Origin of the sequence: Bacteroides sp. AM41-16 (assembly GCF_003603495.1) — a bacterium.
Classification (GTDB): Bacteria; Bacteroidota; Bacteroidia; order Bacteroidales; family Bacteroidaceae; genus Bacteroides; species Bacteroides uniformis.
Genome location: NZ_QTNE01000028.1, coordinates 40,989 through 62,358 on the forward strand (window position 1 = coordinate 40,989; position 21,370 = coordinate 62,358).

Annotated in this window: 22 protein-coding genes, 1 tRNA gene and 2 pseudogenes; 15 read left to right on the top strand and 10 right to left on the bottom strand. The window is 43.0% G+C overall.

The features are described 5' to 3' along the window. Window positions 1–102: 102 nt before the first annotated feature. Window positions 103–1,506, top strand: coding sequence for a mobilization protein (locus DW896_RS19545; protein ID WP_117706961.1), 1,404 nt, complete (start codon window positions 103–105; stop codon window positions 1,504–1,506). Window positions 1,507–1,652: 146 nt separating this feature from the next. On the opposite strand, the gene DW896_RS19550 is transcribed toward DW896_RS19545, so the two are convergent. From DW896_RS19550 to DW896_RS19565, 4 genes are read right to left on the bottom strand one after another with little or no spacing between them, the layout of a single operon-like run. Continuing rightward, window positions 1,653–2,528 carry a radical SAM mobile pair protein B gene (locus tag DW896_RS19550; RefSeq protein ID WP_005924033.1) on the bottom strand — a complete coding sequence of 292 codons (876 nt, stop codon included), beginning with the start codon at window positions 2,526–2,528 and terminating at the stop codon, window positions 1,653–1,655. Further along, complete coding sequence (locus tag DW896_RS19555; RefSeq protein WP_117706960.1) at window positions 2,525–3,193, bottom strand: radical SAM mobile pair protein A; 669 nt, start codon at window positions 3,191–3,193, stop codon at window positions 2,525–2,527. Before DW896_RS19555 ends, DW896_RS19550 begins: the two co-directional genes overlap by 4 nt. A 23-nt stretch (window positions 3,194–3,216) precedes the next feature. Then, the gene (locus DW896_RS19560) at window positions 3,217–3,681 is read right to left on the bottom strand and encodes a cupin domain-containing protein (protein WP_005924039.1); all 465 of its coding nucleotides are present in this window, start codon (window positions 3,679–3,681) and stop codon (window positions 3,217–3,219) included. Between the two features lie 33 nt (window positions 3,682–3,714). Further along, on the bottom strand, window positions 3,715–4,494 hold the full coding sequence (locus DW896_RS19565) for an MBL fold metallo-hydrolase (protein ID WP_005924041.1): 780 nt from the start codon (window positions 4,492–4,494) through the stop codon (window positions 3,715–3,717). A gap of 136 nt (window positions 4,495–4,630) precedes the next feature. On the opposite strand from DW896_RS19565, the gene DW896_RS19570 reads away from it, so the two are divergent. Continuing rightward, window positions 4,631–5,530: an AraC family transcriptional regulator gene (locus tag DW896_RS19570; protein WP_117706959.1), complete on the top strand. Its 900-nt coding sequence runs from the start codon at window positions 4,631–4,633 to the stop codon at window positions 5,528–5,530. Between the two features lie 226 nt (window positions 5,531–5,756). On the opposite strand, the gene DW896_RS19575 is transcribed toward DW896_RS19570, so the two are convergent. From DW896_RS19575 to DW896_RS19590, 4 genes are all read right to left on the bottom strand, one after another. Then, window positions 5,757–5,844: transfer RNA gene (locus DW896_RS19575), tRNA-Ser, on the bottom strand. Between the two features lie 125 nt (window positions 5,845–5,969). Further along, window positions 5,970–6,926 (bottom strand): ABC transporter permease, encoded by a 957-nt coding sequence (locus DW896_RS19580; protein ID WP_008664980.1) that lies wholly within the window; start codon window positions 6,924–6,926, stop codon window positions 5,970–5,972. Then, a complete protein-coding gene (locus DW896_RS19585; protein ID WP_008664982.1) occupies window positions 6,919–7,662 on the bottom strand; it encodes an ABC transporter ATP-binding protein in 744 nt (247 codons plus the stop codon). The genes DW896_RS19580 and DW896_RS19585 overlap by 8 nt, the downstream gene beginning before the upstream one ends. 2 nt (window positions 7,663–7,664) lie before the next feature. After that, entirely contained in the window at window positions 7,665–8,807 is a 1,143-nt protein-coding gene (locus DW896_RS19590; RefSeq protein ID WP_008664984.1) for an NEW3 domain-containing protein, read from the bottom strand. Between the two features lie 188 nt (window positions 8,808–8,995). Here DW896_RS19590 and DW896_RS19600 point away from each other — a divergent pair, with 188 nt between their 5' ends. Beyond that, entirely contained in the window at window positions 8,996–10,051 is a 1,056-nt protein-coding gene (locus tag DW896_RS19600) for a winged helix DNA-binding domain-containing protein (RefSeq protein WP_005832513.1), read from the top strand. A gap of 6 nt (window positions 10,052–10,057) precedes the next feature. Here the strand turns inward: DW896_RS19600 and DW896_RS19605 are convergent. After that, a pseudogene (locus DW896_RS19605) lies at window positions 10,058–11,133 on the bottom strand (alpha/beta hydrolase). 29 nt (window positions 11,134–11,162) lie between these two features. Next, entirely contained in the window at window positions 11,163–11,699 is a 537-nt protein-coding gene (locus DW896_RS19610; protein WP_009038164.1) for a flavodoxin, read from the bottom strand. A 553-nt stretch (window positions 11,700–12,252) separates the two neighbouring features. On the opposite strand from DW896_RS19610, the gene DW896_RS19615 reads away from it, so the two are divergent. From DW896_RS19615 to DW896_RS19670, 12 genes and pseudogenes are all read left to right on the top strand, one after another. After that, on the top strand, window positions 12,253–12,579 hold the full coding sequence (locus tag DW896_RS19615; protein WP_007216081.1) for a helix-turn-helix transcriptional regulator: 327 nt from the start codon (window positions 12,253–12,255) through the stop codon (window positions 12,577–12,579). Between the two features lie 76 nt (window positions 12,580–12,655). After that, window positions 12,656–12,889 carry a thioredoxin family protein gene (locus DW896_RS19620; RefSeq protein WP_005800948.1) on the top strand — a complete coding sequence of 78 codons (234 nt, stop codon included), beginning with the start codon at window positions 12,656–12,658 and terminating at the stop codon, window positions 12,887–12,889. A 9-nt stretch (window positions 12,890–12,898) separates the two neighbouring features. Continuing rightward, on the top strand, window positions 12,899–13,342 hold the full coding sequence (locus DW896_RS19625) for a nitrophenyl compound nitroreductase subunit ArsF family protein (protein WP_007665414.1): 444 nt from the start codon (window positions 12,899–12,901) through the stop codon (window positions 13,340–13,342). A gap of 1 nt (window position 13,343) precedes the next feature. Continuing rightward, a complete protein-coding gene (locus DW896_RS19630) occupies window positions 13,344–14,051 on the top strand; it encodes an aromatic aminobenezylarsenical efflux permease ArsG family transporter (protein WP_115484103.1) in 708 nt (235 codons plus the stop codon). A gap of 34 nt (window positions 14,052–14,085) precedes the next feature. After that, entirely contained in the window at window positions 14,086–14,412 is a 327-nt protein-coding gene (arsD, locus tag DW896_RS19635) for an arsenite efflux transporter metallochaperone ArsD (protein WP_005655270.1), read from the top strand. Between the two features lie 25 nt (window positions 14,413–14,437). Beyond that, on the top strand, window positions 14,438–16,150 hold the full coding sequence (gene arsA, locus DW896_RS19640; RefSeq protein WP_119993717.1) for an arsenical pump-driving ATPase: 1,713 nt from the start codon (window positions 14,438–14,440) through the stop codon (window positions 16,148–16,150). A 4-nt stretch (window positions 16,151–16,154) separates the two neighbouring features. Beyond that, the gene (locus tag DW896_RS19645; protein ID WP_119993719.1) at window positions 16,155–16,583 is read left to right on the top strand and encodes an arsenate reductase ArsC; all 429 of its coding nucleotides are present in this window, start codon (window positions 16,155–16,157) and stop codon (window positions 16,581–16,583) included. Between the two features lie 12 nt (window positions 16,584–16,595). Next, window positions 16,596–17,642: an ACR3 family arsenite efflux transporter gene (arsB, locus tag DW896_RS19650; RefSeq protein WP_007216076.1), complete on the top strand. Its 1,047-nt coding sequence runs from the start codon at window positions 16,596–16,598 to the stop codon at window positions 17,640–17,642. Between the two features lie 142 nt (window positions 17,643–17,784). Next, on the top strand, window positions 17,785–18,645 hold the full coding sequence (locus DW896_RS19655) for an RteC domain-containing protein (RefSeq protein WP_119993721.1): 861 nt from the start codon (window positions 17,785–17,787) through the stop codon (window positions 18,643–18,645). Window positions 18,646–18,855: 210 nt separating this feature from the next. Then, the gene (locus DW896_RS19660; RefSeq protein ID WP_044155343.1) at window positions 18,856–19,215 is read left to right on the top strand and encodes a helix-turn-helix domain-containing protein; all 360 of its coding nucleotides are present in this window, start codon (window positions 18,856–18,858) and stop codon (window positions 19,213–19,215) included. Next, the gene (locus tag DW896_RS19665; protein ID WP_115484106.1) at window positions 19,178–21,220 is read left to right on the top strand and encodes a bifunctional DNA primase/helicase; all 2,043 of its coding nucleotides are present in this window, start codon (window positions 19,178–19,180) and stop codon (window positions 21,218–21,220) included. Before DW896_RS19660 ends, DW896_RS19665 begins: the two co-directional genes overlap by 38 nt. 12 nt (window positions 21,221–21,232) lie before the next feature. Further along, window positions 21,233–21,325 (top strand): annotated as a pseudogene (locus tag DW896_RS19670) (DNA-binding protein); the annotation flags it as partial. Between the last annotated feature and the right edge of the window lie 45 nt (window positions 21,326–21,370).

Here is a 21,370-nt window from a genome sequence, read left to right on the forward strand (position 1 = left end):
AGGCAAGCTTGCTTGACCTATGCCGAATGCAGCCGAGATTCATAAAATAACCCCTCTGCGAAAGCGAGCAAAATAATCAATTGCAAACAAAGAAAAGAAGCTATGGCAACAAAATCAAGCATACATATCAAGCCTTGCAACATCGCATCGAGCGAGGCACACAACCGAAGAACTGCCGAGTATATGCGCAACATCGGCAAGTCCAAAATCTACATCGTGCCCGAACTCACAGCCGATAATGAACAGTGGATAAATCCGGATTTCGGCAGTCTCGAATTGCAGACGCATTATGAGAACATCAAACGCATGGTCAAGGAAAAGACAGGCCGTGCCATGCAGGAAAAGGAAAGGGAACGCAAGGGAAAGAATGGAAGGATTATCAAAGTGGCGGGATGTTCACCCATCCGTGAAGGAGTATTGCTTATCAGACCGGACACCACACTGGCTGATGTACGCAGATTCGGTGAAGAGTGTCAAAAGCGTTGGGGCATCACTCCACTACAAATTTTCCTGCACAAAGACGAAGGACATTGGCTAAACGGTCAGCCGGAAGCGGAAGACAAAGAGAGTTTTCAAATAGGAAGCAGATGGTTCAAGCCGAACTATCATGCCCATATCGTATTCGACTGGATGAACCACGAAACCGGAAAGAGCCGAAAACTCAATGACGAAGATATGGCAATCATGCAGACCTTGGCTTCCGATATTCTCCTGATGGAACGTGGGCAGGCAAAAGCTGTCACAGGTAAAGAGCATCTGGAACGAAATGATTTCATCATTGAGAAGCAGAAAGCCGAACTGCAACGTATAGAGGAAACCAAGCGACACAAGGAGCAACAGGTAAGCCTTGCCGAACAGGAACTCAAACAGGTAAAAGCAGAGATACGTACGGACAAACTCAAAAGTGCAGCTACCGATGTAGCCACAGCCATAACCAGCAGTGTAGGTTCTCTTTTCGGAAGCGGTAAGCTGAAAGAACTGGAACATCACATCGAGCAGCTACATCAGGAAATTACCAAACGGGACAAAGCTACTGATGAATTGAAAATTCAGATACAACAAATACAGGAACAGCATGGCAGACAAATTCGTAATCTTCAAGGAATACACAATCAAGAACTTGAAGCCAAAGACAAGGAAATATCACGATTGAATACCATTCTCGAAAAAGCATTATGCTGGTTCCCATTGCTCAAAGAAATGCTGAGAATGGAAAAATTATGCTATGTCACTGGTTTTACCAAGGGGATGGTTGATTCTCTTTTATACAAAAAGGAAGCTCTCAGATGTAGTGGAAAAATCTATTCCGAAGAATATAGACAGAGATTTGAAACAAAAAATGTAATTTTCAAAATTGAACGAAGCCCGATCGATAAGAATAAATTGATGCTGACTATAAACCAACAGCCAATCAGCGAATGGTTCAAGGAACAATGGGAGAAGTTACAGCAGCATCTGCGTAACTCAGTGCAGAAAGAACAAAAATCCAGAGGATTCAGGATGTAATATAGAGAAGTACAATTCATCATGGATTGTACTTCTATCGTAATATATAGTACAAAATCTAAGTTGTCTAACTATTCTAAAGTAAAATAAGCAATAAAAGAATATCTTATTCACTATTAATATACCATATTGTCAATATCTTTCCCTCATTTAGTCAATCGTATCTTTTCGTGGTAGAAATAATTTACGATAACCGGCTTGCCTTTTTCCGAGCGCCCGTAAGGCAAATCATTTATTCTATATGGAAACCCCTGTGCCTTGGCGTATTGGGAAATGTCCTGTTCCAATGCCTGCCAGTAATCAAGCCTCTTTTTGTTGTATATTTCTTCGTATAACGGAAAGAGGTCGGGATGCTTCTCACGGATATACGTCATTATCCCTCCCTTGAACTGCCCGCGCAGATTCAGGTTTTCGAGCCATATCAAATCGGCATATCCTTTCACTTTCTCGATAATCGCCTTCATATCGGTTATTCCGGGGAATATGGGCGATACAAAACACACGGTACGGATGCCCGCCTCATAGACCTGACGCATTGCGTTCAGACGACGTTCTATGCTCACGGCATTGTCCATATCCGTACGAAACCGCTCGTCAAGCGTATTGACCGACCATGACACCGTTACTTTGGGAAAACGCTTCAACAGGTCGAGGTCGCGCAGGACAAGGTCGGACTTAGTGCATATCATAATCTCGGCGTTGCTCCCACGCAGCTCTTCGAGCAGCCTGTGGGTACGGCAAAATTGCTCCTCATACGGGTTGTAACCATCCGTCACGGAACCTATCACAATGCGCTCTCCGTCATATTTGTGCGGATTGGCTATCGGTTTCCAGTTCTTCACGTCCAGAAATGCACCCCACGGTTCTGTATGCCCGGTGAATCGTTTCATAAACGATGCGTAGCAATACTTACAGGCGTGGGGACAGCCCACGTAAGGGTTGACCGAATATCCTCCGACCGGCAGTGAGGATTTGGTCATAACGCTCTGTACGTCTATTTCTTTGATTATTTCGGTATTCATTGTAAGCGTTTTGTAAATTGTTCCGGCAGTTCCTGAATCATCCTTTCTTTGCCCATTATAGGCAGCAAATCCTCTTTCATAAACACGGGGACGCCCTGTGTTTGGGCTTGGTCGGCAATGTGAAGCACCCATTCGGGACGGGAATCCACTTTGCCTTTCCGATGTCCGGTCTCCGTACCTATGACAATCCAGTCGATACCCTCGAAATCTATATCGCCGATTTCATCGAAAATAGGTTCGAAAGTGACATGGTAGTGCTTGGCCTTGATATTTCTTTTCAAATCGTCTAGCCGCTTTTTTTCGGAATTGCGCGTGACGGTCACGCCCATCCATACATTCTCGTCATCTGTAGAGAAACTGATCTTGTCCGGACATTTCGTAAGGAATATATAAGCGTGTTGCGGATTGCTTTTCATTCGTCTGAATATTTCCGCATTCCATTCAGGCTTCCAATCGGAGAAATCGCTCATTCCGGTCATCAGCCATACGTGAGGCTTGGGCGTGTCGATGATACGCAGCTTTCGCACCATATATTCCGGTACGGAGAAGTCGTCCGTAATATGGAAGCGGCGGCAGTTGTTACGGGCATAGCAGTAGCTGCACCCGATGGAGCAGCCTACCACTATGTTCATATTCTTTATCAGGGATTTTATACAGATAGTCATCTGCTTAGAGTTCCTTTTTAGAATCATTTCGGAGAGACTTTCCATTTTACCGGTTCTTTCAGTATGATTCCGTCAGTGGCATCCTCCTGTGAGAATGTATTGCTGCAATATTGTATGCAGAGCATGAGGAGCGGAGTCGTTCCGTTGTTACGGACACTTCGTTTTCCTGCAGGAGATACCCTGACAACGCTACCTTCTTCCACTGGGAACACTGTTCCGTCTACTTGAAATTCACCTTTACCGGAGAGGAAAAAATAAAGTTCCTCATGACTCTTGTGACTATGCAGAAATCCGGTTTCTGTACCCGGGGCGAATGACTGGAAAGAAAACTCGCTTCCCGTAGTTCCGAGAGCGGTGCTGCAGAATACTTTTCCGGGAATTTTCACATCCGGGCCAAGCTGAAGTTCGTATTCATTCAGTTCATTCAACTTACCGACACTGATCGCGGCGAAATTCTGTTCTACCGCGATTTTCCTAATCTTTTTCATCTTTCTAATATTTTGAAATGATTGTTTATACAGTTATTTAAGTGTTATGCTTTCTCCGTCTTCCGGTATAATCAGTCGGCTCATATCCGTCCCGTGATGGCGAGCTTCGTTGCGAAGGATGGCACGGGTGGTCTGGCAATGATCGATGGCATCCATGTGTACGGTAATCAGCTTGATGTGTGGGGGGAGTGTGTCAAGCATCGCCATTACTTCCTGTTCATTGGGGATGATACAACCGTCCGTCTTAGAGAATTCGGGGAATACCGCACCGCCACTGTTCACCACAATATAATTAGGACGATACTTTTCCACGGTAGCAAGAGTACATTCTTCCCATTTGCAATCGCCCATGATATAAATAGTCGGAAGCCCTTCGGACATCAGCACATAGCCCGAAACAGGTCCCATCATCTGGCCTATCTGACCGAAACCGTGATGGCCAATAGCACGGTGGATGGTCAGATGACCTAAGGTTATGCTCTCTTCAATCGCTTCTACATTTGAGAAACCATCTTTCAGGATGGCGGCCTTATCTTGTGGCTGGGTGTAGAAAGGAATGTCTTTCGGCAAATGCTGCTTTACACTTGGTTCGTAATGGTCGATGTGGTTGTGGGTGAGCAGTACCATATCAACACCTTCAGTAATGTCGCTAATAGGCATTACGAGATGTACCCTCGGATTCTTATATACACCGAGAGCTGATTGCAGGGTTCCTTTGTCGGCAAATACGGGGTCAATAAGAATGGTATGTCCTGCATAGTTGATTTTCAAGGTGGCACTGCGTACCAACCGAATAATTGCTTTTTCGTTCATGATGTTATGTTTTGTATTATTTTTCGGGTACAAAGTTCGAAAGGATATCCCAATGTCTCTATGCCTTAAAAACAGGAATATATGCCATTTTGATAAAAGAATGATGTATATTTGCAGAAAGCAAAAAACAAGAGTGATGAAAGCTATAATCAATCCCAAAAGACTTGTAAGCGTTCCGTTCAATAAAACGCAATGTGGCGTAGATTTCTACATTAACACAGGCGAAAGCAAGGACATCTGTGGTGTCTTGACCGAGCATAAGGCGTTTAAGACAGATTTTTTCAGCTTCTATTTCTTTCGTCGTGCCAATGGATATTTGTTGCTGAACTTCCGAAAAGTGGAGTTACGGGATGGTATGGTGCTGCTTTTGTCGCCGCACCAGCAACAGGAATGGCACGTGAACGAGGTAGAACTAGATTACACTTTTCTTATTTTCCGCGAAGACTTTATGCGCACGTTCATTGCTGACAAGTTCTTCGTATATCGGCTGTTGTATTATTATCAGACTGATACACCGCCCTACTTGTTTGCCGAGCCGGAGGAGCTGACGGAATATATGCGCCTCTTAAAAAAGATAAAACAAGAACTACAACATCCTGTGGTAGACACTTACAACCTCATTGTGTCAGTGCTTTATTATCTACTGGTAATTATCAACCGGGCATACGCTCAAACTTATCGTCTACCTGTCGAAGTGCCAAAAAACAATTACGCATTCAAATTCAAGGACTTACTCGAAAAACATATCCGAACGACACAGCGCGTTCAAGAATATGCTGATATGCTTCGGGTAAGTCGTATCACCTTGAATAATTCTGTCATGGCGCAATTTGGTGTATCAGCCATTCACTTACTCAAGCAACGTCTTTTGGAAGAGCTGAAAAATGAGCTACTGTTCTCCAATCTGAATGTGAGCCAACTGGCAGACGAGTTCCACTTTTCCGACCCCAGTCACCTCATGCGTTTTTTCAAAAAAGAAACAGGCAAGACTTTTACCCAATATCTAATGAATTACAAAAGAGGAATATATGAATAGAAATTTCATATTTGGCAAATGAATTCCATATTTAAGATATTTATTTTTTTGAATAACTATATTTTTCGTCATAAAGGTTCATTCTGCCAGTCCATAGAAATACCAATCGCTTTGTAATTGACATTCTTTTGAAGAATCTTAAAAAATACAAAAACACCCAATTTTACATTCTTGGGTGTAAAAAAGGGTGTAAATCTCGCAAATGCTTGATTTACACCCTTTATTGCGGAGAGAGGGGGATTCGAACCCCCGATACCCTTTAGGGGTATACACGCTTTCCAGGCGTGCCTCTTCAACCACTCGAGCACCTCTCCTTGTTCGGGGCGCAAAAGTAAGGGAAGTTTTTGGAATTACCAAATGTTCGGGCAAAATATTAAAAGTCCGTTCAAGCAACCAATGCCGGAACGGACTTTCAACACTCAATAAAACATACTTATCATTACCGTGATCTGACTTCCCGTCTCATAAATATGACATACGAAAGAGCAAAACAGATGACAGTAGCTGCAATCAGTCCGGTGAGCTGCGGCCACACCACCAAAAGACTCTGTCCCAATGGCAGCGGACTGGGAATGGCCCCCTGAACCTGCTCCATAGTAAGCGGTCCCAAACTTCTGACGGAAGGCATCAGCAGCGTTGTGGTCGCCTCATTGAACAGTTCGCTAGGTGCCAGACGCATCAGACCGAGAATAAATTTCTGGTAACTGACTATCTGATAAGGAGATGCCAGCTGCGAAGGGCTCAATGCCTTGGCAACCAGATTGACAATCATCGTATAGAACACGCTGAAAAACAACCATACCGCCACCGAAGCCAATGCCGAGGTGGCCGCCTGACGGAAGCAAAGCGAAAACAGAATGGCCAGATTCAGCCAGAATGCCACATAGAACACACTGATTATGAGAAAGAATACAATCCTCCAAAATTCTTCTGCTGTGGGAGGAATGCCTATCGCTATCAACCCGCAGCCCATTACGAGGAATCCCAGTACAAACAGCATGATACCTATCACAATCAATGCAGCCACGAACTTGGCATTGATAATGCAATCACGATGAACAGGCTGTGACAGCATACGGCTCAACGTCCCCTTGTTCTGTTCCGAATTTATAGCATCGAATCCCAGCGCAATCCCCAACAACGGCCCCAGAAAGTTGATAAACTGCACAAAAGAAGGCAATGTGCCATCCGAGGCTGTGAATAACTTCAAGAAAAGGAACGAACCGTCCGGGTCATTGGGCTTGATGGCGGCACCTATGTTGGTAAGCGAGGTATAGAGTGAGCCCATGCACGTAAGCAAAATGATTCCCATCAAGATAATGAACCGCCAACTTTTCACATGGTCGGATATTTCCTTGTTAACGACTACCCAAAAAGGATAATTGACTTTATTCATGCCTTTCTCCTCCTTCCTCCATATAATGGCTATAAATATCAGATAATTCTTGATGCTTGTCCTTCAAATCAGACATATCAATCAAGGTGACCAGCTTCCCACTGTTGAACAGTCCCACGCGGTCGCAAACTTTCTGCACCTGGTCCAGGTGGTGGGAAGAGAACAAGACGGTCAGTCCCTCCTTCCGGCTCAACTGCCTAATGAGCTCGATGAACTCCTGAACACCGGCAGGGTCTATTCCCGAAGTAGGTTCATCCAGGATTATAATTTCCGGATTTTTGATAAGCACGTCCGCCAGTCCCAATCGCTGGCGCATACCGCGCGAATATTTCCCGGTCTTCTTTTTCATCTGTCCGGCAAGCCCCACATGCTCCATCAGCTCCAGCGCCTTGACTTTCGCTTCGGCATCCGAAATGCCATTGAGACGCGCAGTATATATAAGGTTTTCCGGACCGGTCATGTCATCATAAAACCCCACATCTTCGGGCAGATAGCCTATCTTCCGCTTTACCTCGATAGGATGCCTGGTAGAGTCGATACCGCAAATCTCCACAGAGCCGGAAGTGGGTTCCGTCAGTCCCAGCATCATCAGGATGGTAGTTGACTTGCCGGCGCCGTTTGGCCCCAATAATCCGAAAATCTCCCCTTTACGGATAGTCAAGCAAATGCGGTCTACGGCAGTGAAGCGCCCATACTGCTTGGTCAAGTCTGTCAATGCAATCACTCGCTCGTCCATGCTCACCTCCTTCCATATTTACGGAACAGATAGCATACGGCACCTATGGCAACGATTATTATCAAAACGCCCACCCATCCCCATATCATCGGGGTTTTCACGGCAATGCGGAATTGGGCGTCTGTATTCACTTCAGGAGTTTTGGCCGTCATGGTAGCCACATAATCTCCGGGCAATGCCTTTTTGGATGCTTTCATGGTAGCTACGACATTGGCCGTTTCCCCCGCCTTCAGCATATCAATCTTCGAAGGCTCAAAAGACACTTCCCAGTCCACGGGCTTATTGGCAGAAAGCTGGATATCTTTCAACAATGAAGAGCCGGTATTCCGGACCACCAACTCGATACGCTTCACATCTCCCGCTGTGATTTCGGTACTCAACAATCCTCTGGGCGTGGACAATTCCATCTCGTAGGAACCCGTGACAACAACTTCCAGCTCCAAGTCGGCAGAAGTCGTACCGGTAGCCGCACGTACCGGAATCTTGTAATTGCCGGCTTCCACATTGGCGGGAGGGACAATCTCTATACTCACATTCTGGCTGCTGTTCGCTTCCACCTGGGCAGAAGTGGCCTGCTTATAGTTGGGCTTGAACACGACACTCCAGCCTCTGGGGGCATTGGCCATCAGCGCATACAGCTGCTGGTCGGCCGTCTGGTTTTTCAAAGTGGCATTGAAGGTAAAGGTGGACTTGGAATTGCCCTGCATATTGGGCTGGTCGGTAGTGAACTCGGTCTGGTAAGTTCCTTTCTGGGCCACGACCACCTCCAGCGGCAGTTTGGTTTCTCCGGCAAATACTGTGAAATGATAACTTCCTTTATTTACTTTTAGAGGAACTTCCACTTTCAAATTGAACGTTTTCTTTTCCTGGGGCAGTACAGAAAGCTGGCTGAGGGTCCAGCCGCCTGACTTGATTTCATGCTTCCAACTGCCCGGCAATCCGCTGACCGAGAGATTTGCATTTGTAACCCCGTCCGTGTTGTTAATCAAATCAATGCTGTAATCAATGGACGCTCCGGGCGTCACGGAAATTTTTGTGTAAGGAGTGTACAGAATTATGCTTCCAGATTCATCGGCATGTACACTTAAGGGAAAGGCTCCCAACAAAATAACTAACAATAAAATACAATTTGTTCTCATAGTCATAAAAAAGTTCTTATGGTTATTTAATTATGAATATTTTCCCAATTTGTGCGTTGCAAAAATAAAAGATAGCTATATTAGTAGCTGTTAAAAGAAACAAAAGAATATAATTGCGGACACAATATACCCTGCGATGACCTGCTTTTCTTATCTTTGCGATTCCTATTGATACAAACGAATACCATACCGACATGAGAATCCCTGAAATACGCTTACAGAACCAGCAACTGTCCACTCCACTCTTCGGCCACCCGAAAGAGCTGGTCTCCTGGATGGGCGCCATGCAGGCACAAGACTATACAATGGTGAAATGGGCCGTAGGTATGCGGCTGAAGTCACCGGGAATTCAAGCCGTGGAAAAAGCCCTGCATCAAGGGGAAATACTGAGAACCCACATAATGCGTCCCACATGGCACCTGGTAGCAGCAGAAGACATTCGTTGGATGCTGAAACTCTCTGCACAACGCATCAAATCCGCCAATGATTCTTATGCAAAAGGACATGGTCTGGAAATCACGGAACAGCAATATGACAGAAGCCATACCGTACTCGGGAATATCCTCAGCGGGAAGCGAAGCCTGACGAAACAAGAGATTGCGGAACATTTTGAACGTTCGGGACTGCTTGCAGACAACTACCACATGACCCGCTTTATGTCGCGTGCCGAAGTCGAAGGTATTGTGTGTAGCGGAGAATGCCGTGGACGACAACACACCTATGCCCTTCTGGACGAAAGAGTTCCACCTACCCCCGAACTGACGAAAGAAGAAGCGCTGGCCCGTCTGGCTACAGCCTATTTCCGCAGCCATGCCCCCGCTACCCTGCAAGACTTCTCCTGGTGGTCCGGTTTGCCTTTAACGGAAGCAAGGCAATCTATTTCTCTGATAGAACCGGAACTGATGTCCGAACAATGGAACAGCCAGACATGGTACATCCATGACTCCTGCCGGACATCTGGAAAGGCGACCGGCAACCTGCACCTTCTTCCCTCCTACGACGAATACCTGATAGGATACAAGGACCGGACGGACGTCCTACCCAAAGAGGACTATTCCAAAGCTTTCACCAACAACGGATTGTTCTTTCCGGTACTTCTCTATAAGGGGCATGTAGTAGGAAATTGGAACAAGGCGTCCAAGAAAAAAGAAATCTTCCCGGAGCATTCGCTTTTCCGGAAAGACATCTGCCTGAAAGAGGAGTTGCTGAACCAGGCTAAAGAAAAGTACGTCCGGTTCCTAACACATTAAAGGCGGTCATCGAAGATGTTCATTGAAGAATCTCTCTATTTTGCCGAATGGAATTACCTCTATATTGTCATACAAGTCTACATGGTTTGCACCGGGAATAATCAGCAGTTCCTTATTATCACCCTGCAACTTTTTAAAAGCATCTTCACTGAAATAACGTGAATGGACCTTCCACCGTGCAGCATCAACACTGCACTACGGATTTCATCACTATATGAAAGGATAGGCATATTGATGAACGAAAGCGGTGAAGTCTTGTTCCATCCGTGATTCGAGTTGAGTGACCGCTTATGATAGCCGCGCGGTGTTTTATAATAGGCATGGTAGTCCTTCACAAATTGTGGAGCATCGGCAGGCAACGGGTCTACTACACCTCCTCCAAGAGCAAATGTACCGTTTCTATAATCCTCCGTACGCTGAGCATTAAGCTGGCGCCGCAATTCATGCCGTGCATCGGCATTCATAGAATCGAAATAACCGTTAGCATTGACCCGGCTCATGTCGTACATGGTTGCCGTAACTGTAGCCTTGATGCGAGTATCGATAGCCGCTGCATTAAGCGCCATGCCTCCCCATCCACAAATACCGAGAATGCCGATACGCTCTGCATCTACATCGTCACGGGTGGAAAGATAATCGACCGCTGCACTGAAATCTTCCGTATTGATGTCCGGCGAAGCCACATAACGGGGCTGGCCGCTACTTTCTCCCGTATAGGATGGATCGAAAGCAATCGTCAGGAATCCACGTTCTGCCAATGTCTGCGCATACAAGCCCGAAGCTTGTTCCTTCACGGCACCAAATGGGCCACTGATGGCAATGGCAGGCAATTTACCCGTCACATTCTTGGGTACATACAAATCGGCGGCAAGTGTAATGCCGTAACGGTTGTGGAAAGTTATCTTTTTATGGTCTACTTTATCACTCTGTGGGAATGTCTTGTCCCACTCTTGAGTCAGATTCAAATTCTCTTCCATAAATTTATTATCATTATTAGGATTATTTTCTGTTGCAGACAAATGTCCTGCAGCACAAAGGTTAATAACCATCGCCGCACATATGTTTTTTACCATGTTCTTCATCTCTACTTCTTTAAGTTTCGGTTGGAAATTCATTTCTTAATCCATTGCTTGACAGTTTCCCGGCTCGCTCCATTCAGCAGCCTGCCTTTTCCCCAGTTTATGCCGGGGTAATTCGTCTGCAATTCCTTTTCTGCATTAGAAATACTGCTGCTTCCCGAAGTGGCGAATGGAATAACCGTTTTACCTACAAAATCACCGCTTTCTATAAATGTATTGATGATTCTTGGAGCCAAATTCCACCAAATAGGAAAACCTATATAAATGGTATCATACTCCGCGAGACTTCCCAATTTAGAATACAATGCAGGACGTGATTTGGAATCCGACATCTCCACACTGCTGCGCGAAGCTTTGTCGTGCCAGTCCAAATCAGCAGCCGTGTACTTTTTCGCAGGCTGTATTTCGTAGAGGGTCCCATCAACAGCTTCTGCCACCAACTTGGCAGCCCTTGCCGTTGTTCCCGTTGCCGAGAAATAAGCTACCAGTGTCTTACCACCTTTTTTCTGTGCGTTAACAGTAATAGACAACAGCATAACTGCCATCATAAACAACACCAATCTTTTCATACGATATATTATTTAGTTGAAACATATAAATCCAATTGTTATAGCGATACAAAAGTAGCGGGTATTATTTATTATATAGGTATCCAAATTACTGATTATATAACCCGAATTACTGATAGATGTCCGAGAAGAGAAATAAAAAATCCCGTAAAATCAAGGTTTTACGGGATTTGTCATACTTTGAATCCTTTTTGTCTTTGGAGCTCAGCGGAGAGACAGGGTATTGAACCCAAACACCTAACCGCCTACAAGTCTGTCTTTTAATTTCCAAAATTTCAAATAGGTAACGAAACAGTAACGATTTTTGCAGGGTTTATTTGTCCGGCTTTGTCCGCTGTTTGTCTGCCTATCTCACGGGTTCAAAGATACAACACATTTTTTAATTACGCAAATCTCTGAATATAAATGTTTCAGCTTAGGTGCAAGGTGCAAGCTATATATATAGATATATACTTGCACCTTGCACCTATCCGAAAAAAATATGCTGCAAAATTTGGCTATTTAAAATATTGTTCGTAGTTTTGCGAACAACAAATAAGAAAGGAGAATTGAAGTGAAAGAGAAACAGTACACAACAGAGCAGGAACAGATTGCTCGTTTTGCCAAAGCAATGGGGCATCCGGCACGGATGGCTATTCTTGCTTTTTTGGCAAAACAAGATAGTTGCTTCTTCGGTGATATACACGAAGAACTGCCTATTGCTAAAGCAACCGTTTCGCAGCATTTGAAAGAATTAAAAGAAGCTGGCTTAATTCAAGGTGAAATAGAAACGCCAAAAGTCCGGTATTGTATAAATCGGGAAAACTGGGAACTTGCCCGAAACTTATTTGCTGCTTTTTTAGGGGACTGCAAATGTAAAGGTACATCGTGCTGTGAATAGCAGCACCTTTTTTTGAAATAATTGTTCGTAGTTCTACGAATTACGATTATTATATTAACTTTAAAGTAGAATGACAATGGAAATTAAAGTATTAGGAACTGGGTGTTCAAGCTGTAAAGCATTGTACGAAACCACCAAACAAGCTATTTCAGAATTAGGTTGCGATGCAACCCTTATCAAAGAGGAAGATTTATTGAAAATCATGGAGTATAACATTTTAGGGCTTCCAGCTTTGGTGATTGACGAGAAAGTCGTATCAGCCGGAAAAAAGTTATCCCTTGCAGAAGTGAAAGAGTTGATAACCAAATAAAAATGAACTATGAGAAAATTATTTTATCTACTGATTGCAACGCTGGTCTTAGTTTCCTGTGGTAATGGTTCAAAGAAAAAGACCGGAGAAAATCAAGCGGAAGAAATACAGTCTAACCGCATAGAGGTTCTTTATTTTCATGGAGCGCAACGGTGTATCACTTGCCGGGCGATAGAAACAAATACAGTAGCCCTTTTGGATAGCCTTTATTCAAAAGAAAAAGCAGACGGTAAAATTATCTATAAAGTGATAGATATTTCAAAGAAAGAAAATGAAGCGATTGCAGACAAGTACGAAGTTACATGGTCGTCTTTGTTTGTAAACGGCTGGAAAGACGGCAAAGAGAATGTAAACAACATGACCGAGTTTAGTTTTTCCAATGCGAAAAATGCACCGGACAAGTTTAAAGAGGGAATTAAAAGCAAGATTGACGAATTGTTAAAACAGTTGTAAGATGGATTTTCTTCAATCGCTATTAGATAACAGTTCTATTCCTGCTATTACAGCTTTTATATTGGGGATTTTAACGGCGGTCAGCCCGTGTCCGTTAGCGACCAACATAACAGCAATAGGATTTATTAGTAAGGACATAGAAAACCATCACCGGATATTTATAAACGGATTGCTTTATACTTTCGGCAGAATAGTAAGCTATACGGTTCTTGGCTTTATCCTTATCCCTATTCTCCGTGAGGGAGCAAGTATGTTTATGATTCAAAAAGCCGTAAGCAAGTACGGGGAAATGCTGATTGCTCCGGCGTTAATCATCATTGGAATATTTATGCTCGATATAATAAAACTTAATCTACCGAAAATCAATATCGGCGGTGAAAGTTTGAAAAAGAGGACGAAAGGCGGTTGGGGGGCTATGCTATTGGGTATTTTATTCGCCCTTGCTTTTTGTCCTACCAGTGGAGTATTTTATTTCGGTATGCTTATGCCTTTGTCAGCAGCGGAAACGGGTGGGTATCTCTTACCTGTAATTTACGCTATTGCTACGGGATTACCCGTAATCCTTGTTGCATGGATTTTAGCGTACAGTGTTGCCGGACTGGGTAAGTTTTATAACCGGATGCAAATATTCGAGAAATGGTTTCGTAAAATAGTTGCCATCCTCTTTATTGCGGTAGGAATTTATTATGCAATAGTCTTTTATCTATAAATAAACATAGAGTATCATTTTAAATAAAAACAGTATGAAAAAGATAGAAATTTTCGACCCGGCAATGTGTTGCCCTACGGGTCTTTGTGGAACAAATATTGACCCTGAATTAATGCGTATTGCGGTTGTTATTGAAACATTGAAGAAACAGGGTATCATCGTTACCCGTCACAATTTACGTGACGAACCGCAAGTGTATGTAAGTAATAAAACAGTAAACGAGCATCTGCAAAAACATGGGGCGGATGCACTGCCTATTACTTTAGTGGACGGCGAAATCGCTGTTTCAAAAACCTATCCTACCACCAAACAAATGAGTGAATGGACGGGTATCAATTTGGATTTTATGCCAGTAAAATGAGTATTCACCAGCTAATTATATAAAAATGAAAACATTTAATTTATCTGATATAGATTTGACGAAATACCTTTTCTTCACCGGAAAGGGCGGTGTAGGAAAAACTTCGATTGCTTGTGCTACTGCGGTAGGCTTGGCAGATAATGGAAAGAAAATACTGCTTATCAGTACAGACCCGGCTTCAAACCTGCAAGATGTGTTTAATCAAACACTGAACGGACACGGTACGGATATTCAAGAAGTACCCGGCTTAACGGTCGTTAATCTCGACCCGGAACAAGCCGCAGCCGAATACAGGGAAAGCGTTATTGCTCCTTTCCGGGGACAACTGCCCGAAAGTGTAATTCAGAATATGGAAGAACAACTTTCAGGCTCTTGTACGGTAGAAATTGCGGCTTTCAACCAGTTTTCCGATTTTATCACGGATGCCGATAAAGCAAAAGAATACGACCATATTATCTTTGATACAGCCCCCACGGGACACACGTTACGAATGTTACAACTGCCATCAGCGTGGAGTACATTTATTAGTGAGAGTACGCACGGTGCATCTTGCTTAGGTCAATTATCCGGTTTGGAAGAAAGAAAAGGTATCTATAAGCAGGCAGTTGAAACACTTTCGGATGCAAACGCAACCCGCTTAGTATTGGTTAGCCGTCCTGAAATCGCACCATTAAAAGAAGCTGCCCGTTCTTCACATGAATTACAACTACTGGGAATTAAAAACCAGCTATTGGTAATCAATGGTCTTTTGCTGCAATTAGATGAAGCCGATAACGTATCGAAACAGATATATGACAGGCAGCAAAACGCCCTGAAACAGCCCCCTTCGGAACTGTTGGAATATCCGTCTTATTATGTTCCTTTACGGTCATACAATTTATCTAATATTGCGAATATCCGCCGGATGCTTTACAATGATAATTTAACAAATGATGCGAACTATCAGCGGATTACTGATGCCAAAGGGATAGATGAACTGGTAAACGACCTCTATCAATCAGGAAAAAGGGTTGTTTTTACTATGGGAAAAGGTGGTGTAGGAAAAACCACTTTAGCCACTGAAATTGCCCTGAAATTAACAAAACTGGGTGCAAAGGTACATCTTACCACCACTGACCCGGCAAATCATCTGAATTATAACCTTGCTGTTCAGGCGGGTATTACAGTAAGCCGTATTGATGAAGCGGAAGTATTGGAAGCCTATAAAAACGAGGTTCGCAGTAAGGCTGCGGAAACAATGACTGCCGAAGATATGGAATATATAGAGGAAGATTTACGTTCACCGTGTACGCAGGAAATCGCAGTATTCCGGGCTTTTGCTGAAATTGTCGATAAAGCGGAAAATGAAGTCGTAGTAATTGATACCGCACCCACCGGACACACTTTGTTATTGCTGGATGCAACGGAAAGTTACCATAAAGAAGTGCAACGTACACATGGCGATACCCCCGCTTCGGTTAGAAAACTGTTGCCACGTTTGAGAAACCAGCAGGAAACAGAAGTCGTTATTGTGACCCTGCCCGAAGCAACCCCCGTATTTGAAGCCGAACGCTTGCAAATGGATTTACAACGTGCCGGGATTAATAATAAATGGTGGGTAGTGAATGCTTGCTTGTCATTAACTGACACCGAAAATTCTTTCTTGCGGGCAAAGGCGCAAAATGAATTGATTTGGATTAAGAAAGTAGAAGAATTGTCAAAGGGAAATGCTGCCCTGATAGCTTGGAAAAATAATTAAAAACATGAAGATTTTAATTCTTTGTACAGGGAATAGCTGCCGTAGTCAAATGGCACATGGCTTTTTACAATCATTTGACAATAAACTGGATGTCTTTTCAGCAGGAACAAAACCTGCTGAAAAGGTTAATCCGATGGCAGTAAAGGTTATGGATGAAATGGGTATAGATTTAACCCGCCATACCCCTAAAAGTGTAAACCTATATATAGGGCAGGAATGGGACTATGTTATTACGGTCTGTGGTGGCGCAAACGAAAGCTGCCCTATGTTTACGGGTAAAGTAAGAAACAGGCTGCATATAGGATTTGACGACCCCTCGGAAGCAACCGGAACATCGGAGTTTATAAATAGTGAATTTCATCGGGTACGGGATGAAATAAAATCCCGTTTCTATGATTTCTACCTGAACGAATTAAAACCACAATTAAGCTAAATAGTTGTTGTTATGGAAAAGAAACAAGGAATTGGATTTTTTGAAAAATATCTGACTATCTGGGTTGCATTGTGCATCATTATTGGAATTGCTGTGGGACAATGGCTTCCGGCAATTCCGCAAACATTAAGCAAATTTGAATATGCCAACGTGTCTATACCCGTGGCAATCCTGATTTGGTTAATGATTTATCCGATGATGCTAAAAGTGGATTTTCAAAGTGTTAAGAATGTCGGCAAGCGTCCGAAAGGAATAATAGTCACTTGCGTTACAAATTGGCTGATAAAGCCATTTACCATGTTCGGAATAGCTTATTTATTCTTCTATGTGGTTTTCAAAGCCTTTATACCTGCCGGATTAGCCGAAGAATATTTAGCCGGGGCGGTATTATTGGGGGCTGCACCTTGTACAGCTATGGTGTTCGTGTGGAGTTACCTTACCAAAGGGGATGCCGCTTATACACTGGTACAAGTGGCAGTGAACGATTTAATCATATTGGTAGCGTTTGCCCCTATCGTTGCTTTCCTGCTGGGGGTTGGCGGCGTATCTATCCCGTGGGACACTCTGTTGCTATCCGTAGGGCTGTTTGTTGTGATACCACTTGCTGCCGGGGTCATTACCCGAATAATGGTTATCCGCCGCAAAGGTGTGGAATATTTCAATAACGTATTTATTAAGAAATTTAATAATTATACGGTAGGTGGGTTGCTATTAACGCTTATTATCCTGTTTTCATTTCAGGGAGAAACAATACTGAACAATCCTCTGCATATCTTATTGATTGCAGTTCCGCTTGTGTTGCAAACGGTTCTGATATTCTTCGTTGCTTACGGTTGGGCGAAATGGTGGAAATTACCCCATGATGTTGCCGCACCTGCCGGAATGATTGGGGCAAGTAATTTCTTTGAATTGGCGGTTGCTGTGGCTATTTCTCTTTTTGGTTTACAATCCGGGGCTGCATTGGCTACGGTGGTGGGTGTGCTGGTCGAAGTTCCAGTGATGTTGATGTTAGTAAGGATTGCCAATAACACACGAAGCTGGTTTCCGGCTACAAAATAGTAATAGGGCAAAAGTCCTAATCTAACTTTATCGTAAAAAGGCTTGGTGCTGGAAATGTTTGTTCCTAACATTTCCGGCATTCTGCCTTTTACAAAAGGCATAATAAAGATACATTTTTCGGCATTAAGACAACCGTTATAACATGAGCAATGAAATTGATTTTGAAGAATTTATAAGAAACATAGACTGTGCTATCTATGAAAAAATAGATGTTGATAACTGGAATATTTCAATAGAGGTAGTTCTCAATGTAGTCGAGTTCCTACAACGGTCACTCGAAGATTTGAGAACATATATTGTCAATCATCCTTTCAGCAGCAAAGAAGAAGAAATTTATTTCTTCAAACACATCAAACCGGAAGTATTGAGTAGATTATTATACTTTACAGAGATTTACAATACCGAAATGCGAAAACCGCATGGAAGTATTGAAGTTTTAAAAAAGTATTATAACGACAGATTGGATGAATTGACTTCCTATTTTGAAAGTAATTTGGATTTTTACCAATATTACCGTTCTAAAGCGACCCACTTAGACAATCATTATTTTGTACGGGGGCATATTGATTTTAAGTTGTGTCCGAATTGTGTACCTTATGACCGTGACCCGGAGTTTTCCACTTGTTACGACCACAAAGCAGCACAAATATTAGCGAATGATATGCTTTGCATTTATCTGAATAAAAAGCTACATGGGGTTGATAAGCAAGTAATCATCGCAAAAAGTCGGTCTTTCTTACCGGAACACCCTTTCCGGTGGACTGCAACCAAAATAGCAGCCGTAGAATTAGGCTATGCTATCTATGCGGCGGGTGTCTTGAATAACGGACAAGCGGATATAAAAGAAATTATGACTTTTATGGAAGCGTCGTTTCAAATCGACTTAGGCGACTACTACCGGACATACATAACTATGAAAGACAGGAAAAAAGACCGGACTTCTTTTCTAAACAGCTTAATAAAAAGCCTGCTTAAAAAGATGGATGAAGATGATAACCTATAAATAAAAACAACCAAGTTCTTACCAACTTGGTTGTTTTTGTTTTCACCCGTTCCCTAATCTATTTTTTTCTTTATTATTGCGAAAATAGGTAATATTTGCCTTGTTTTACCTACAATTATTCCGAAAAATAAATCTTCCAACTTGGAAAGAGGTTGGAAGATTTATTTTTTAAAACGCTCCAACTTTGCGGCAAATCAATTAGTTAGCAAAATGGAGATAATAACATTTGAGTCAAAAGCCTATAAGGAATTAGACAACAAGATTACCGCTATTGCGGATTACATTTTCAACCACATGGAAGCGGAAAGCACCAATGAAGATGAAATTTGGGTGGATAGTTACGAGGTCTGCACATTTTTGAAAATCAGTGAAAAGACACTCCAACGTCTGCGAGTGGCTGGAACTATTGCCTACTCCAATATTCGGGGGCGTTACTTTTACAAAATCAGTGAAGTAAAACGGATGTTGGAAGAACGTCTAATAAGAAGTAATAAAGAAAACATTCAAGACCTGATAACCAACCACCAGCTATATGTTAAGGAAAGAAGAAATCTTAGAAAGGACAAGTAACGGGCTATCCGTATTCAAGCATTACATATCCGGTAATTGGCGGATAGGTCGTAATTTCTTAAACCCACTTTACGAGGATAATAAAGCGTCTTGTAACATCTATTTCGACCGCCGAAGTGGTATCTATAAAATGAAAGACTTCGGTAACGACAGTTATAGCGGTGATTGTTTCTTTTTCGTAGGACGACTTAAAGGGCTGGACTGCAATAATTCAATGGATTTTGTGGAAATATTGGAAACCATAGACCGGGATTTAGGATTAGGACTTGCAACAGGTAATCCGATACCAGTTACCCGTACATCTTCCCATATAATAAATGATATGCCGGAAGAAACATCTGACAAGGAAAGCAAACCTTACCAGTTCAGAGAACAGAAATTCCCGCTTGCCGAATTGATGTACTGGCAACAGTACGGCATCACACCGGAAGTGTTGGAACTCTACAAGGTATGTTCCTTACGGGATTTTCAGAGCGTAACGGCGGACGGGACACCGTTCACTTATACTTCATCCGTAACAGAACCGATGTACGGGTATAAGAACAAACGGTACATAAAATTGTATCGTCCGTTCTCGAAAACCCGTTTCCTATATGGTGGCAATTTCGGAGAAAACTATTGTTTCGGATTGGAGCAACTGCCCGCAAAGGGTGATACCCTGTTTATTACGGGCGGAGAAAAAGATGTCATGTCATTGGCGGCACATGGTTTTCATGCAATCTGCTTCAACAGTGAAACGGTGACTATCCCACCTACATTGATTTATAAACTGACATTCCGTTTTAAGCATATCATCTTGTTATATGATACCGATAAAACGGGCAAGGAAAGCGCACGTAAACAGGAAAAGCAGTTGGAAGAATTGGGGGTAAAACGTTTGCTCCTACCGCTTTCCGGCACAAAAGAGGAAAAGGATATTTCCGATTATTTCAAGGCAGGGAATACTCGTGAAGATTTCCTGAAATTGTTTATCGAATTTTTAGATAACCTATATAGTGATACATTGATTATGCTTAAATCGTGCGAAATAGACTTCAATAATCCTCCGGCAAAAGCACAGGTTATAATTTCTGCCGGAGATGTTCCATTGGGAACACAAGGAAACCTGTTTGGTATTACAGGCGGCGAGGGAACAGGAAAGAGTAATTATATAGCTGCCATGTTAGCGGGCTGTATCTGCCAACCGGATAAGGAAATAGATACGCTCGGCATACAGATAGCAGCCAACAGTAAACACAAAGCGGTATTACTCTATGATACGGAACAGTCCGAAGTACAACTGTTCAAGAATGTAAGTAACCTACTGGCACGTGCCAAGCAACCGAACAAACCGGAAGAACTGAAAGCATTTTGTCTGACGGGTATGTCCCGAAAAGAACGACTGCACGCTATTGTTCAAAGCATGGATAAGTTTTATTACCAATACGGGGGCATACAATTAGTTGTGATAGATGGCATTGCTGACCTTGTAAAAAGTGCTAATGATGAAGTGGAAAGTGTGGCGGTTATAGATGAACTGTACCGATTGGCAGGAATTTATAATACCTGTATTCTCTGCGTACTGCATTTCGTACCCAGTGGTTTGAAGTTACGGGGACATTTAGGCTCGGAATTACAGCGTAAAGCAGCAACAATTCTTTCCATCGAAAAGGACGAAGAACCCACACAATCAGTGGTAAAAGCACTGAAAGTAAGGGATGGCAGCCCATTGGACGTTCCTTTGATGCTGTTCGCATGGGATAAAGCAGCCGGGATGCACCTTTACAGGGGTGAAAAGACCCGTGAGGAAAAAGAGAAGCGTAAGGAAAAGGAACTGGTCGGGGTTGCACGTGAGGTGTTCGGCAGACAGGAACATATAACCTACATAGACCTGTGCGAACAGATACAGCAGATTTTGGACGTGAAAGAACGTACCGCAAAAAGCTATATCCGCTTTATGCGGGAACGGGACATCATACTCAAAGACCCGTCCAACCAAAGTTATTTTATGATTGGTACAATTTAATCAGACAGCCTTATGTATATAGATAAAGATGAATTTACCGCATGGATGGAACGTATCATGGATAGGTTCGATATGCAGGATAAGAAGATAGACCGAGTGATAAAGAGGATGTAAATTAAACTGTGTCAGCAAGGAATAAAGTATTAACTT

Bases quoted from the DNA above. Each gene is read 5' to 3' on its own strand.
- DW896_RS19545 (WP_117706961.1), top strand. From the start codon at position 103: ATGGCAACAAAATCAAGCATACATATCAAGCCTTGCAACATCGCATCG.
- DW896_RS19550 (WP_005924033.1), bottom strand. From the start codon at position 2,528: ATGAATACCGAAATAATCAAAGAAATAGACGTACAGAGCGTTATGACC.
- DW896_RS19555 (WP_117706960.1), bottom strand. From the start codon at position 3,193: ATGACTATCTGTATAAAATCCCTGATAAAGAATATGAACATAGTGGTA.
- DW896_RS19560 (WP_005924039.1), bottom strand. From the start codon at position 3,681: ATGAAAAAGATTAGGAAAATCGCGGTAGAACAGAATTTCGCCGCGATC.
- DW896_RS19565 (WP_005924041.1), bottom strand. From the start codon at position 4,494: ATGAACGAAAAAGCAATTATTCGGTTGGTACGCAGTGCCACCTTGAAA.
- DW896_RS19570 (WP_117706959.1), top strand. From the start codon at position 4,631: ATGAAAGCTATAATCAATCCCAAAAGACTTGTAAGCGTTCCGTTCAAT.
- DW896_RS19580 (WP_008664980.1), bottom strand. From the start codon at position 6,926: ATGAATAAAGTCAATTATCCTTTTTGGGTAGTCGTTAACAAGGAAATA.
- DW896_RS19585 (WP_008664982.1), bottom strand. From the start codon at position 7,662: ATGGACGAGCGAGTGATTGCATTGACAGACTTGACCAAGCAGTATGGG.
- DW896_RS19590 (WP_008664984.1), bottom strand. From the start codon at position 8,807: ATGACTATGAGAACAAATTGTATTTTATTGTTAGTTATTTTGTTGGGA.
- DW896_RS19600 (WP_005832513.1), top strand. From the start codon at position 8,996: ATGAGAATCCCTGAAATACGCTTACAGAACCAGCAACTGTCCACTCCA.
- DW896_RS19610 (WP_009038164.1), bottom strand. From the start codon at position 11,699: ATGAAAAGATTGGTGTTGTTTATGATGGCAGTTATGCTGTTGTCTATT.
- DW896_RS19620 (WP_005800948.1), top strand. From the start codon at position 12,656: ATGGAAATTAAAGTATTAGGAACTGGGTGTTCAAGCTGTAAAGCATTG.
- DW896_RS19625 (WP_007665414.1), top strand. From the start codon at position 12,899: ATGAGAAAATTATTTTATCTACTGATTGCAACGCTGGTCTTAGTTTCC.
- DW896_RS19630 (WP_115484103.1), top strand. From the start codon at position 13,344: ATGGATTTTCTTCAATCGCTATTAGATAACAGTTCTATTCCTGCTATT.
- arsD (WP_005655270.1), top strand. From the start codon at position 14,086: ATGAAAAAGATAGAAATTTTCGACCCGGCAATGTGTTGCCCTACGGGT.
- arsA (WP_119993717.1), top strand. From the start codon at position 14,438: ATGAAAACATTTAATTTATCTGATATAGATTTGACGAAATACCTTTTC.
- DW896_RS19645 (WP_119993719.1), top strand. From the start codon at position 16,155: ATGAAGATTTTAATTCTTTGTACAGGGAATAGCTGCCGTAGTCAAATG.
- arsB (WP_007216076.1), top strand. From the start codon at position 16,596: ATGGAAAAGAAACAAGGAATTGGATTTTTTGAAAAATATCTGACTATC.
- DW896_RS19655 (WP_119993721.1), top strand. From the start codon at position 17,785: ATGAGCAATGAAATTGATTTTGAAGAATTTATAAGAAACATAGACTGT.
- DW896_RS19660 (WP_044155343.1), top strand. From the start codon at position 18,856: ATGGAGATAATAACATTTGAGTCAAAAGCCTATAAGGAATTAGACAAC.
- DW896_RS19665 (WP_115484106.1), top strand. From the start codon at position 19,178: ATGTTAAGGAAAGAAGAAATCTTAGAAAGGACAAGTAACGGGCTATCC.